This window comes from Marinactinospora rubrisoli (assembly GCF_042664915.1).
Taxonomy (GTDB): domain Bacteria; phylum Actinomycetota; class Actinomycetes; order Streptosporangiales; family Streptosporangiaceae; genus Marinitenerispora; species Marinitenerispora rubrisoli.
In genome coordinates this window covers 391,686-403,875 of sequence record NZ_JBHTBH010000004.1, presented here as the reverse complement: position 1 = coordinate 403,875, position 12,190 = coordinate 391,686, and the positions used below count along the sequence as shown (strand labels likewise).

Genomic DNA, 12,190 nt, shown 5'->3' with positions numbered 1-12,190 from the left:
CGGCGGCCGGCCGGCTCCCGGGCGGTCCCTGCGGCCTCCGCCGCGAGTGGCGGGGAGGTCAGACGTCCTCGGGACCGAACGGCGGGAGGTAGGGCTCGTCGATGCGGACGACCCGGAGGCCGGGGAGCCGCCCGGCGGCGACGTCGACGTCCGCCTCCGCGTACCGGACGAGCTCGGTCAGGCCGGGCAGGCGCGGCAGCGTTCCGAAGTCGCCGTGGGCGAGGGTCAGGGACTCCAGCCCCGGAACGTCTCGCAGCGCGGACAGGCCGGCCACGTCCACGTTCGACAGGATCAGCCGCCGGATCGGCGTACCGCGCAGCCGCCGCAGGTCCACGTTGGCGGGGCCGGCCAGTTGCAGCAGCTCCCACCACCGGCCGGTCAGCGGCCCCAGGTCCATGCCGTTCTCGTCCCAGAGCAGTGCCTGCGTCACCGCCGGCAGCCACCTGACGGGCTCGAACGTTCCCACCCACCGCAGGTCGGTGGTGAGCCGGCGACGCCGCAGGATCGGGCCACGCGGCGGAGGCGTGCCGGTGTCGGACCCGCACAGCACCCGCCGCCACACCGGCCAGAGGCGGTCCCAGAACGCCGCCCACTCCTCGTCGCCGCTGAACGGGTCCGCGATCTCCGTCATCGGTACCTCCCGTCGCGCCAGCGGGCGCTCCCGCCGTCGCGGGACGCTCCGGCCGGGGGCCGGGGATCGCGCCCCTCGTGAGGAGGGTAGCCGCGTGCGGTCCGGCCCCGGCCGCGCCTTCACCGGACGCGGCCCCGGTCCCCGTCCCGTGCGCGGCGGCGGCCAGTGGACGCGCGGCTCCGTTCGGCCTCGGCGCCGGGCGGTCACCGTCTCGGGGCGGCCGTCCCCGGGCGCTCGCCCGGGGCCACGGATGCCGGGCCGACGCGCGGATTACGTGCCGCGACCAGGGTGACCAGGCACGACACCGCCGCCAGCGCGCCGTAGCCGAGGGAGATCTCGCCCAGATCCAGCGTGTGCGAGAGCTGGCCGGCGACGAAGCTGGGGATCGCGGCACCGCTGTAGGAGGCGATGTAGGTGGTCGACAGGACGCTCGCCCGCTGCGCCGGTCCCGTCCCGGCCAGCAGCGCGCGCATGCTGCCGGCGAACGCCGCGCCCTGGCTCGCGCCGGCCAGCACGCTCGCCGCCAGGAACGGCAGCACCGCGCCGGCCCGCAGGCAGACGAGGAGGGCGACGACCGACAGCAGGAATCCGGCCATGCCCGCGCGCTGCGCCGTCGCGGGGGTGATCCGGCCGGCCAGCGTCCCGCCCACGACGCTGGGCGCCATGTAGGAGGCGAGCACCGCCGCCGCCACCAGCGCGTTGCCCGTACCCAGCTGGTCGGCCGCGACGGACGCCCCGAACGCCTGGTAGAAGCCGCCGAGCGCCCACGTGGCGGCGAAGACGCACGCGGCCACCGGGAACAGCCGCCGCGCGGTGCGCGGCAGGCCCACCTGCAGGCGCAGGGAGGCCAGGGCCCCTCGGGTGCGCGCGACCGTGTCGGGTCCGGCGGCGACGGCCACCGCGCACACCGTGAGCACACCCGCGCAGATCAGATAGCCGAGCGACTGCGGGGCGGGGCCGTACTGGGCGAGCGCGCCGGAACCGAGGGCGCCGATGGTCAGGCCGACCATGGGTCCGCACGCGGTGACGGTGGCGGCCAGCCAGCCGGGGGACGGGGGTGCGGAGTCCACGACGTAGGAGGCCAGCGCGCTGGAGGCCAGCCCGCACGCGAGCCCTTGGAGCACCCGGCCGGCCAGCAGCGGCGGCGTGCCGTCCACGCCGGTGAGCACGAGGCAGCCCGCGGCGGCCAGAACGAGCGCGGCGAGCGCCACCGGGCGGCGGCCCAGGTGGTCGGAGAGCCGGCCGAACACGAGCAGCGCCGTCAGCACTCCGGCGAAGTAGGTGACCGCGGCCGTCGCCAGGTCGGCGTTGGTGAGGCCGTCGAGGCGGCGGTAGCCGTCGAAGAGCGGGATCGGGGCGGCCGAGGCCGCGAACACCGCGACCAGTGACGCGGTGGCGCCCACGAACGCCGTCCGGGTGGACGGCCGCCGCGCGCGCCGATCCCGCCGCGGTGTGGCCACGGCCGGGGCGGACGCGCCGGCGGCACGGACGCCGGAGGCGGGTCCGGGGGCGTCGGACGGCGGGTGCATCTGCGTTCTTCCCCTCATGTCGCGGTGTGGGCGCCGCACCGGGCATGGCAGTTCGCGGCCACTGTTCCGGGGCGGGGTGCTGCCGGGCTAACCGTGCGGGCGGCCGGGTGCGGAGCGGAGCGCGGCAGCGCGTTCCTGTGACGGGTCCGCCGCGCCGGGAGGCGGCCCGGTACGCCGCGTGGTCTTTCGTCCCCGACACGCACCCGGCCCGCTGTCGTGCCGTGTCCGGACCGGGATCCACGCTAGGCCGGAGCCGGCGGCGCAGGGAGGCCCTGTCATTACCCGTCTTCGCGGACTCCCCGCACCGGGGGTGCGCGGCCGGGGGGCGGCCCCTCGGCGGCCCGGCGCAGACCCGTACCGGCCAGGGTCTCGACGGCGCTTCCCGTGCCGGCCGCACTACCATCGGCGAATGGGCCTGTACGACTCCCCCACCCTCGTCTATCGGGACGTCGGCGAGCCGCGCCGCCACGAGATCCGCACCGCCGACGAGGAGCAGGTGCTCGCCGAGGTGCACCAGGTCGTGGGGCCACCGCCGAAGAGCGGGCTGAACCGGTTCCTCTCCCCGTACCCGGACCGCTCCCGGATCGTGGTGCGCGCCGACGCGCCCGGCGGCACCCCGTTGTTCTTCGTCGACCGGGCCGCGGGCCGGGCGGACTCGGCCCTGCAACCGCCCTGCACCGTGGTGGCCCCCGACGGGCGGCCGGTCGGCGGGATCGTGCACGATGCGGCGGCCTTCGCGCAGAGCTTCCTGGAGGGGCGCAGCGCGCTGCCCGGCGGCCGGTCCTCCTTCCGGCAGGCGCATCACGTGGTGGACGCGCACCAGCGGCCGTTGTGCGCGGTCGCCTGGGAGCCGGTCGAGATGGGCGGCCACCTCGACCGGCCGCGCGGCGGAGGGCACGCGATCTACACCGATCCGGCCGGCGCCGAACTCGCCCGTCTGGAGGGCGACGTCCTCCACCTGCGCTTCCGGCTCCCCGAGCCGTTGGGCACGCTGCTGGTCGCGTCCCCGCTCGCCTTCCTCCTGATGAACGAGGTCTGAGCCGCGGGCCCCTGACCGGGCGAGCGGCGGCCTTCGGTCACCCGACTCCGGCGAGCGACACCATGAGGGGCAGCAGCAGGATGATCAGCACCGCGCCGAGCACGTCGAAGCAGATCCCGGACCGGATCATCCGGGTGATCGGAACGCACCCGGATCCGTAGACGATCGCGTTCTGCGGGGTGGACACCGGGAGCATGAACCCGAAGGACGCGGCGAACCCGGCGGCCAGCGCCGGGACGAGGGGATCGACCCCCACTCCGGCCGCGAGCGGGATCACGATGGGGACGACCACGGCGGCCGACGCGGTGTTGCTCGTGGTCTCGGAGATGACGACGGCGAGCACGACGGCGAACGCGGTGATGGCGAACGTGCTCGCCACGCCGGTCGCTCCGGAGGCGGCGTCGCCGATGGTCTGGGCGAGCCCGGTGTCGGCGAGCAGCGATCCGAAGATGATGCCGGTGCCGAAGAGCAGGATCGTCCCCCAGTCGATCTGCGCCGCGTCGGACCAGTCCATCGTGGCCTGCCGGCGCCGCCAGTCCGTGGGCAGCACGAACAGCAGGCAGGCGCCGACCACGGCGACGACGCCTTCGTCGAGGTGGTCGGAGACCGTGGTGTACAGCGCGGACTCGGTCCCCGCGGTGAGGCCGACGACGGCGGGCACCAGCCAGAGGGTGACGGTCGTCCCGAAGGCGATGAGGGTGTTGATCTCCGCGCGGCTCATCCGGCCGAGCGCGGCGCGCTGGTCGCGCACGTACTCCTCGACGCCGTCGATACGGCGGATCTCCGGCCGGTTGAGGAGCAGCAGGACGGCGCCGAGGACGACGAACATGCAGGCGCAGATGGGCAGCGCCATGGCGGACCACTGGGCGAACGAGATGCGCTCGCCGGTGGCCTCCTCGATCAGGCCGCGCGCGATGAGGTTGGGCGGGGAGCCGACGGGGGTGAGCAGCCCGCCGACGCTGGCGCCGTAGGCGAGCATGAGCATCAGCGCGGCGCCGATCCGGATGCGCCGGGGGTCGAAGTCGGGCGCGACGGCGCCACGGTCCTGCAGCAGCCGGGCGATGACCGTCAGGATGCCGAGCGCGGTCGGCATGAGCATGGCGACCGTGGCGGTGTTGGAGACGAAGGCCGAGAGCACGCAGGTGATGCCGCCGAAGGCCAGCACGACGCGCACCGTGGACCGTCCCACCCCGGGGATTCCCAGGACGAGGAAGGCCGCCCGTTGCGCGACACCGTGCTTGAGCATCGCCTGCGCCAGGATGAACGCCCCGATGAAGGTGAACACCGTCGTGGAGCCGAACGGCGCGAGCACGTCGTCCGCCGGCGCGACCCCCAGGAGCACGATCGCGGCGACGCCGATGAGGCCGCCGACCGGGATCGGCACCGGCTCGCACACCCACAGCACGATGACGCCGAGCAGCACGGCGGCGAGGGACTGCTGGTCGCCGGGCATGTCGATCGGGGCCAGCCCGAACGCGATGGCCACGACCGGGGCGAGCACCCAGCCGACCGTCCGCCGGCCGCGTTCGAACCGCTCCTCCGTGGGGGAGAGCCGTTGCTCGCTGAGGCTGCGGTAGGTCCGTCCGCCGAGGAGCGCCTCGGCGACGTCGGTTCTTCGGCCGCCGTCGTCCGGCACGGTCCCGCGTGGCTGCAGCGTCATGGGGGCCTCCTGAAGCGATCCAATGTGATGGAGACCACTCTTGAACGTCCGCCCATGGCCTGTCCAAGACGTCTTGACTACGCTTCCCATAGGCGTTTCCTATGGAATGCCGGGCAGGAGGCACCGTGGACGCCCGCCAACTGCGGTATTTCCTCGCCGTGGTCGACCACGACGGCTTCGGGCGCGCGGCCGAGCACGTGCACATCGCGCAGCCCTCGCTGTCGCAGGCGATCGCGAGCCTGGAGCGCGAGGTCGGCACCCCCCTGTTCCACCGGGTCGGGCGCGGGGTCGTGCTCAGCGAGGCGGGCCGGCAGCTCGTCGAGCCGGCACGGCAGGTGCTGCGGGACCTGGAGGCGGCGCGCGCCGCCGTGCAGACGGTCCGGGAGGTGCGCAGCGGCCGGATCGATCTGGTCTCCATGCCGTCTCCGGGGATCGAACCGCTCACCACGATGATGAGCCGCTTCGCCGAGTCGCACCCCGGCGTGACGGTCAACGTCGACGCCGCCTTCACCCCTGAGGGGGTGGTGGAGAGCGTGCGGTCGGGCGCGGCGGAGATCGGTCTGGTCGGCTCGGCCGGCGACCTGCCCGCGGCGGCGCGGCTGCGGGTGCTGCCGGTCGAGGAACAGCCGCTGATCCTCGTCTCACCGCCCGGCCACGGGCTGCCGCCCGGTGACGTGGTGCGCCGCGACGGGCTCCGGGGGCTGCGGATGGTGGTGTCGCACCGCGGCAGCCTCATGCGCCGGCTCGTGGACGAGTTGCAGGCGGACGGCGTCGAGGTCCGGCTCGCGGCGGAGGTGGCGCACCGCACGTCGATCCTGCCGCTGGTGCTCGCCGGGTTCGGGCACGCCGTCCTGCCGTCGTCGTGGACCCCGCTGGCGCTGCGCGCCGGGGCCACGGTGCGCCGGATCGACCCGCCGTCGCACCTGCGCATCGCCGTCGTGCACCGGGCGTCGATGCTGACGCCGGGGGCGCGCGCCTTCCTGGAGGTGGCCGTCGGCTACGCCCGTGAGGCGCGCGCCGATCCATAGGCGGCACCTATGAGCGGGATCGCGGACGCGTCTTGGACACCCGGTCACCGCATGCGGTCGACTCGGGATGCCGCTTCCCGAACCCCGGAGGGACCATGACCGCCGAACAGACCTTCCGCATCGCCTGCATCCCCGCCGACGGCGTCGGCGCCGAGGTCGTCGCCGCGGGGCGCGCGGTCCTCGACACCGTGGCGGACCGCTCCGCCGGGCGATTCGCGCTCGACTGGACGGAGTTCCCGTGGGGCTCGGCCTACCACGCCGAGCACGGCGTGATGATGCCCGACGACGGGCTCGACCGGCTGCGCGACTTCGACGCGATCTACTTCGGCGCCGTCGGCTGGCCGACCGTGCCCGACCATGTCAGCCTGTGGGGGCTCCGGCTGCGGATCTGCCAGGGGTTCGACCAATGGGCCAACGTCCGCCCGGTGACGTTCCTTCCCGGGATCACCGGCCCGCTCCGCGCCGCCGACGACACCGAACTGGACTGGGTGGTGGTGCGGGAGAACTCCGAGGGCGAGTACGCCGGGCTCGGCGGGCGCAATCTCTCGGCGCGCGGCCCCGGCGGCGAGGTGGCCGTGCAGTCCGCGCTGTTCACCGAGGTGGGCTGCGAGCGCATCTTCCGGTTCGCCTTCGACCTCGCCCGTACCCGGGCACGCCGGAAGGTGTCGAGCGTGACCAAGAGCAACGCCCAGCAGTACGGCATGGTGCTCTGGGACGAGACGTTCGCGCGCGTCGCCCGTGACTACCCCGACGTCGAGACCGAGAGCGTCCTGGTGGACGCGATGTCGGCGAAGTTCGTGCTGCGCCCCGAGGAGCTGTCGGTCGTGGTCGCCTCGAACCTGCACGCCGACATCCTGTCCGACCTCGGCAGTGCGCTGGCCGGCAGTCTGGGCCTCGCGGCCAGCGCCAACCTCAACCCCGAGCGGCGGTTTCCCAGCATGTTCGAACCCGTCCACGGCTCCGCGCCCGACATCGCCGGCCGCGGGGTGTGCAACCCGGTCGGCGCGATCGGGAGCGCCGCGATGATGCTCGGCCACCTCGGCCTGCCCGACGAGGCCAAGGCGATCAACGCCGCCGTCGAGGCGTGCACCGCGCGCGGGATCCGCACCCGCGACGTCGGCGGCACCGCCGGCACCCGGGAGGTGACCGAGGCCGTCATCGCCCACCTCCCCGGCTGGACCGGGTGAGCGCCGTCCCGCCGGAGGGCGCCCGCACACCGGCGCCCGGCCGCCCCGATTTCTGCGGACGGCCGGGCGCGGCGCCGGACGGGTCCGGCTCGTCACTCGTGAACGGTGATGGCCAGCGCCGGGCACACCGCCGCGGCCTGACGGACCTCCTCGGCCAGCTCCGCGGGCGGCTCGGAGGTGAGCAGCACGACGACGCCGTCCTCCTCACGCTGGTCGAACACCTCCTCCGTGGCCATCACGCACTGGCCGGAAGCGACGCACTTCTCCTGGTCGACGGTGACCTTCATGGGACTCTCCCCCTCGTGGGTTGCGGTGGGCCGGGTCGCGCCGCGGCCGGCGTCACCAGGTGACGGGCAGCTCGTAGACGCCGTACACGGAGCCGTCGTGCTTGAACGGGATCCGGTCCAGGTCGGTGGCCAGCCGGAGCGTGGGGATCCGCCGGTAGAGGGTGCTGTAGACGACCTGCAGCTCCATCCGGGCCAGCGGCTGGCCCAGGCACTGGTGCACCCCGAAGCCGAAGGCCACGTGGTGGCGGGCCTGGCGGTGGATGTCCAGCCGGTCGGGGTCGGCGAAGGCGTCCGCGTCGCGGTTGGCGATGTCGTTGGCCATGATCAGGCCGTCGCCGGCCCGGATCGTGTGCCCGCAGATCTCGATGTCCTCCAGTGCCACGCGGCGCCGCCCGGTGTGCGTGATGTTGAGGTAGCGCAGCAGTTCCTCGACCGCCCCGGCGACCACCTTCGGGTCGTCGGTCTCGCGCAGCGCGGCGAGCTGGCCGGGGTGTTCGAGCAGGGCCAGGGTGCCGAGCGCGATCATGTTCGCGGTGGTCTCGTGCCCGGCGATCAGCAGCAGTACGCCCATCCGCGCCGCCTCGTCGCGGGGCAGTTCCCCGGCCTGCACCCGCCCGGCGAGCTGGGACAGCAGGTCGTCCTGCGGATCGGCGAGCTTCTGCCCCACCAGCCCGTCCAGGTATTGGGCGAGCCGCATCATGGCGGTGTTCCGCTCCTCGGCCGTGCTGTCCCGGCGGACGATGGTCTTGCTGTTCTCCTGGAAGAAGTCGTGGTCGGTGTAGGGCACGCCGAGCAGCTCGCAGATCACCAGCGAGGGCACCGGCAGGGCGAACGCCTCCACCAGGTCCGCCGGTGCCGGCCCGGCGAGCATGTCATCGATGAGGTCGTCGACGATCCGCTGGACATCCGATCGCATGGCGGCCACCCGCTTCACGGTGAACGGCGCCTGCACCATGCGCCGCAGCCGGGCGTGCTCGGGGTCGTCCATCAGGATGAAGCTGAGCCGTGAGCCGCCCTGGCGCGGGGCCTGCGACGGGTACCCGGGCCGGGTGATGTCGGCGCTGACCCGCGGGTCGGCGAGCAGGGCGCGCTGCTCGGCGTACCGGGTGACCAGCCACGCCGTGCCGCCGTCCCACAGCCGGACCCTGGCCAGCGGTGTCTCCTTCTGCAGCTCCCGCAGGGCCGGCGGCGGGTCGAACGGGCACCCGGCCGCCCGGGGCATCGGGAACTCCGGGATGCCGGTGGTGTTCGTGCCGGCGGAGTCCACCGTACTGCTCATGACGTTTCCTCTCGATCGAGCCGTGTTCGCCCGCTGGCGCCGCGGGACGGTGTCGGCACGCCGCCGGTCGCGCCAGCGGTTCCCGCTGGTCGGAGAAGGGGAGCAGGGATCAGCGGGGATCGGCGGACCTGGTCACTGCCCGGCGAGCGAGCCGGACAGGGGCGCCGGGTCCGGCGGAGCCTCCAGGAGTTCCCGTCGGCGCAGGCGCGCCTGCTTGGGCATGTTCCAGCCGAGCACCGCGGTGACCCGGCCGTCGCGGCGGTACACCGCGACGAAGCGGCCGTCCGCCGCGTCTCCCTCCACCACCCCGGCCTCCGCGTCGGCGGAGGGCACACCGTGTGCGTGGATCCGGGCGTCGAACTGGTCGGTCCAGAAGTAGGGCACGGGGGTGTAGGGGCGGTCGTCGCCGAGGATGTTCGCGGCGACGACACCGGCCTGCTCGGTGGCGTTGGTCCGGTTCTCCAGGCGCACGGTGGTCCCGAGTCCGTCGTGCCGCCATCGGGCCACGTCACCGGCGGCGTAGACGCCGTCGGCCGCCCGGCACCGGGAGTCGCACAGCACGCCGTCGGCCACCCCCAGGCCGCTGTCCGCCAGCCAGTCGGTCGCGGGGGCCGCGCCGAGCGCCACGACCACCACGTCGGCGGGCAGCACCTCGCCGGTCTCCAGGCGGACGCCGGTGACCCGCCCACGCCGGCCGTCCAGTCCGCCGACCGCGGCGCCGAGCCGCAGGTCGACGCCCCGCTCGGTGTGCAGTGCGGCGAGCCGTTCCGACACCAGCGGGCCGAACTGGCTCGCCAGGGGCGCGGGCTGCGGGCCGGCCAGGGTGACCGCCCGGCCCATCTCGCGCGCGGTCGCGGCGGTCTCGGCACCGAGCACGCCGTCGCCGACGACGACCACCCGCTCGGCGGCCGGCAGCTCCGACCGCAGGGCGAGCGCGTCGTCGAGTGTGCGCAGCACGTGCACGCCGGCCAGGTCCTGCTGTCCGGGGAGCGTGCGGGCGCGGAGTCCGGTGGCGATCACGATCGCGTCGGCCCGCAGCACCCGGCCGGACGCGGTGTGCACGGCGCGCTCGGCGGCGTCGAGGTGGACGGCCGGGTCGCCGAGCACGAACTCGGCGTCCAGCGCGGCCAGCGCCGCCTCCGGCCGCAACCGGGCGCGCTCGGGCTCCCACGCGCCGGAGAGCACCTGTTTGGACAGCGGCGGCCGGTCGTACGGCGGGTGCGGCTCGGCGCCCAGCAGGGTGAGTCCGCCCCGGTAGCCCTTGCGGCGCAGGGCTTCGGCGGTGGCGAGCCCGGCCGCGGAGGCCCCGACCACGAGGACGCGGGCGGGAGCGCTCACGCGTCCTCGCCCACCTGGATCGCCGCGGCCGGGCACACGCTGGCGGCCTCGCGCACCGCGTCGTGCAGCGGCTCGGCCGGTTCGCCGTCGAGCAGGACGACGATGCCGTCGTCCTCCCGCTGGTCGAACACGTCCGGCGCGACCAGCACGCACGTGCCCGCTCCGCAGCACTTGTCCTGGTCCACACTGACTCTCATCGCTGTTTCTCCTCCGCCCATGCTTCAGGGGTCGCGGCGGGCGTTCCCGCCGCCGTCTACGTGTCGCCGCCGGAGCGCCGGTGCGTCACGGGCGCCTGCCAGAGGCCGACGAGGGCGTCGATCAGGCCGGTCGCCGTCGCCTCCCAGCTCGCCCGGCGGGTGGGGCCGCCTTCGGCGAGGGCGCGTTCCCGCTCGGCACAGGTGTGCACGATGAGGTGGCGGATCATGTCCGCACGCTCCCGGCGCACCTCCTCCGGCGCCGCGGGGCGGCACCGGTCGAGCCCCGCGCTGATCCGCCGGAGCGCCGGCTGGGTGAGCGCCTCCTCGACCATGAAGGAGCGCAACGCGGGAGAGGTCTGCGCCTGCGCGGTGAACCGGGCGTACCACGTGGGGGTGCCCAGCGCCGCGAGGTGCTCGGTCATCGGGCGCACCAGGCAGGTGACCCAGCCGCGCAGGTCGTCGACGTCGCCGTTCTCGGCCAGGTAGCGCTCGCGCAGCCGCTCGGTGGGTTCGGCGTGCCGGCGCATGATCGCGCGGACCAGTCCGGTCTTGTCGCCGAAGTGGTAGCCGACCGCGAAGTTGTTGCCCTGTCCCGCCGCCTCGCTGACCTGGCGGTTGGACACCGTGGAGATGCCCTGCTCCGCGAACAGCCGCTCCGCGGCCACCAGGATCCGCTCGCGGGTCTCGGCCCGCCGTTCGGCGCGGACGCTTCTGCCGGTCGTGGTCACGTCACCACCGCACCGGGACTTCCGCCAGCCCGCCGACGACGAGCCCTTCGCGGGCCCGCAGTTCCTTCGGCCTGACGGCGAGGTCGAGGGTGGGGAGCCGGCGCAGCAGCACCTCCAGCACGGCCTGCAGCTCGGTGCGGGCGAGGGCCTGCCCGATGCAGGAGTGGGCGCCGGCGCCGAAGGCGAGGTGCGGGTTGGGGGTGCGGGCCAGGTCCATCCGGTCGGCACCGTCGAACGCGGCCTCGTCGCGGTTGGCCGCCGACATGCTGCAGATCACGGTGGAGCCGCCCTTGAGCGTGGTCCCGGCGACCTCGGCGTCCTCGGGGATGTAGCGCGGCAGGCCGAACCCGCCGTTGGCGTCGAACCGCAGGGCCTCCTCGACCGCCGAGCGCACCAGCGAGCGGTCGGCCAGCAGCCGCTCCCAGCGGCTGCGGTCGCTCAGCAGCATGGCCACCATCTTGCCGATCATGTTGGCGGTGGTCTCGTGGCCGGCGACGAGCAGCCCCTGGCCGGTGGCCACCAGTGCGGCGTCGGGCATCCCGCGGCCCTGGGGGTCGGTGGCGGCGATGAGCTGGCTGAGCAGGTCGTCGCCCGGTTCGGCGCGCCGGGCGGCGACGTGCCCGGCCATGTAGGCGACGAATTCGGCCTGGGCGGAGTCCATCTCCGCCTGGGTGTAGCGGGTCAGGTTGAGCATGGTGTCGGACCAGTAGGAGAACCGGTCCCGGTCGGACTCCGGCACGCCGAGCATGTCGCAGATGACCCACACCGGCAGCGGGAACCCGAGGCTGGAATAGAGGTCGGCCGGGTGGCCGCGCTCCACCATCTCGTCGACGAGCCGCTCGGCCATGGCCTCGATGCCGGGGCGCAGCGCGGCCATGCGCTTGGCCGTGAACCATTTGCTGATCATCCGGCGCCACTGGAGATGGCCCTCGCCGCCGTCCGGGATGGCCGACGACATGTCGCTGTTGAAGACGCCGCCCTTCTCCGTGTTCGTGATGCGCGCGGCGCCGTCGGCGGTCAGCCGCCGGGTGAATCTCGGATCGGCGAGCACCTCCTTGACGTCGTCGTATCGGGTGAGGAGCGTCGCGTCGTCGCCGCTGGGCAGCTTGACGTGGGCGACCGGGCACCGCTGCCGCAGCTCGGCCCACTCCGCCGGGGGCTCCAGCGCGGCCTCGCTGGGGATGGGGTAGTCCAGGGTCCGTTCGCCGGCGTCCTGACCCATAGTGGCCTCCTCGATACGCGTCGTCGATCGCTGCCCAGCTAACCCGATCCGATATCTTAAGTCAA

Annotated in this window: 12 protein-coding genes; 3 read left to right on the top strand and 9 right to left on the bottom strand. The window is 74.3% G+C overall.

From position 1 onward, the window contains the following. Positions 1 to 58: 58 nt before the first annotated feature. A complete protein-coding gene (locus ACFQRF_RS10975; protein WP_379870913.1) occupies positions 59 to 631 on the bottom strand; it encodes a hypothetical protein in 573 nt (190 codons plus the stop codon). Positions 632 to 834: 203 nt separating this feature from the next. Then, positions 835 to 2,160 (bottom strand): MFS transporter, encoded by a 1,326-nt coding sequence (locus ACFQRF_RS10970; RefSeq protein ID WP_379870912.1) that lies wholly within the window; start codon positions 2,158 to 2,160, stop codon positions 835 to 837. A gap of 409 nt (positions 2,161 to 2,569) precedes the next feature. On the opposite strand from ACFQRF_RS10970, the gene ACFQRF_RS10965 reads away from it, so the two are divergent. Next, positions 2,570 to 3,199: a hypothetical protein gene (locus tag ACFQRF_RS10965; RefSeq protein WP_379870911.1), complete on the top strand. Its 630-nt coding sequence runs from the start codon at positions 2,570 to 2,572 to the stop codon at positions 3,197 to 3,199. Positions 3,200 to 3,236: 37 nt separating this feature from the next. On the opposite strand, the gene ACFQRF_RS10960 is transcribed toward ACFQRF_RS10965, so the two are convergent. Beyond that, positions 3,237 to 4,859, bottom strand: a complete 1,623-nt coding sequence (locus ACFQRF_RS10960) for an SLC13 family permease (RefSeq protein WP_379870910.1) — start codon at positions 4,857 to 4,859, stop codon at positions 3,237 to 3,239. Positions 4,860 to 4,984: 125 nt separating this feature from the next. On the opposite strand from ACFQRF_RS10960, the gene ACFQRF_RS10955 reads away from it, so the two are divergent. Together ACFQRF_RS10955 and ACFQRF_RS10950 are read left to right on the top strand one after the other, a co-directional pair. Beyond that, entirely contained in the window at positions 4,985 to 5,887 is a 903-nt protein-coding gene (locus tag ACFQRF_RS10955) for a LysR family transcriptional regulator (RefSeq protein WP_379870909.1), read from the top strand. A gap of 95 nt (positions 5,888 to 5,982) precedes the next feature. Beyond that, entirely contained in the window at positions 5,983 to 7,074 is a 1,092-nt protein-coding gene (locus ACFQRF_RS10950) for a tartrate dehydrogenase (RefSeq protein WP_379870908.1), read from the top strand. 92 nt (positions 7,075 to 7,166) lie between these two features. Here the strand turns inward: ACFQRF_RS10950 and ACFQRF_RS10945 are convergent, their stop codons facing one another. From ACFQRF_RS10945 to ACFQRF_RS10920, 6 genes are all read right to left on the bottom strand, one after another. Further along, positions 7,167 to 7,361, bottom strand: coding sequence for a ferredoxin (locus tag ACFQRF_RS10945; RefSeq protein ID WP_379870907.1), 195 nt, complete (start codon positions 7,359 to 7,361; stop codon positions 7,167 to 7,169). Positions 7,362 to 7,413: 52 nt separating this feature from the next. Then, positions 7,414 to 8,640, bottom strand: coding sequence for a cytochrome P450 (locus ACFQRF_RS10940; RefSeq protein WP_379870906.1), 1,227 nt, complete (start codon positions 8,638 to 8,640; stop codon positions 7,414 to 7,416). Positions 8,641 to 8,772: 132 nt separating this feature from the next. Next, a complete protein-coding gene (locus ACFQRF_RS10935; RefSeq protein ID WP_379870905.1) occupies positions 8,773 to 9,978 on the bottom strand; it encodes an NAD(P)/FAD-dependent oxidoreductase in 1,206 nt (401 codons plus the stop codon). Continuing rightward, positions 9,975 to 10,175, bottom strand: coding sequence for a ferredoxin (locus ACFQRF_RS10930; RefSeq protein WP_379870904.1), 201 nt, complete (start codon positions 10,173 to 10,175; stop codon positions 9,975 to 9,977). Before ACFQRF_RS10930 ends, ACFQRF_RS10935 begins: the two co-directional genes overlap by 4 nt. 56 nt (positions 10,176 to 10,231) lie before the next feature. Continuing rightward, positions 10,232 to 10,903, bottom strand: a complete 672-nt coding sequence (locus ACFQRF_RS10925; RefSeq protein ID WP_379870903.1) for a TetR/AcrR family transcriptional regulator — start codon at positions 10,901 to 10,903, stop codon at positions 10,232 to 10,234. Between the two features lies 1 nt (position 10,904). Further along, positions 10,905 to 12,125, bottom strand: coding sequence for a cytochrome P450 (locus tag ACFQRF_RS10920; protein WP_379870902.1), 1,221 nt, complete (start codon positions 12,123 to 12,125; stop codon positions 10,905 to 10,907). Positions 12,126 to 12,190: the final 65 nt, after the last annotated feature.

Coding starts and splice junctions, on each gene's coding strand:
- ACFQRF_RS10920 (WP_379870902.1), bottom strand. CDS start 12,125: ATGGGTCAGGACGCCGGCGAACGGACCCTGGACTACCCCATCCCCAGC.
- ACFQRF_RS10930 (WP_379870904.1), bottom strand. CDS start 10,175: ATGAGAGTCAGTGTGGACCAGGACAAGTGCTGCGGAGCGGGCACGTGC.
- ACFQRF_RS10975 (WP_379870913.1), bottom strand. CDS start 631: ATGACGGAGATCGCGGACCCGTTCAGCGGCGACGAGGAGTGGGCGGCG.
- ACFQRF_RS10965 (WP_379870911.1), top strand. CDS start 2,570: ATGGGCCTGTACGACTCCCCCACCCTCGTCTATCGGGACGTCGGCGAG.
- ACFQRF_RS10960 (WP_379870910.1), bottom strand. CDS start 4,859: ATGACGCTGCAGCCACGCGGGACCGTGCCGGACGACGGCGGCCGAAGA.
- ACFQRF_RS10945 (WP_379870907.1), bottom strand. CDS start 7,361: ATGAAGGTCACCGTCGACCAGGAGAAGTGCGTCGCTTCCGGCCAGTGC.
- ACFQRF_RS10950 (WP_379870908.1), top strand. CDS start 5,983: ATGACCGCCGAACAGACCTTCCGCATCGCCTGCATCCCCGCCGACGGC.
- ACFQRF_RS10940 (WP_379870906.1), bottom strand. CDS start 8,640: ATGAGCAGTACGGTGGACTCCGCCGGCACGAACACCACCGGCATCCCG.
- ACFQRF_RS10970 (WP_379870912.1), bottom strand. CDS start 2,160: ATGCACCCGCCGTCCGACGCCCCCGGACCCGCCTCCGGCGTCCGTGCC.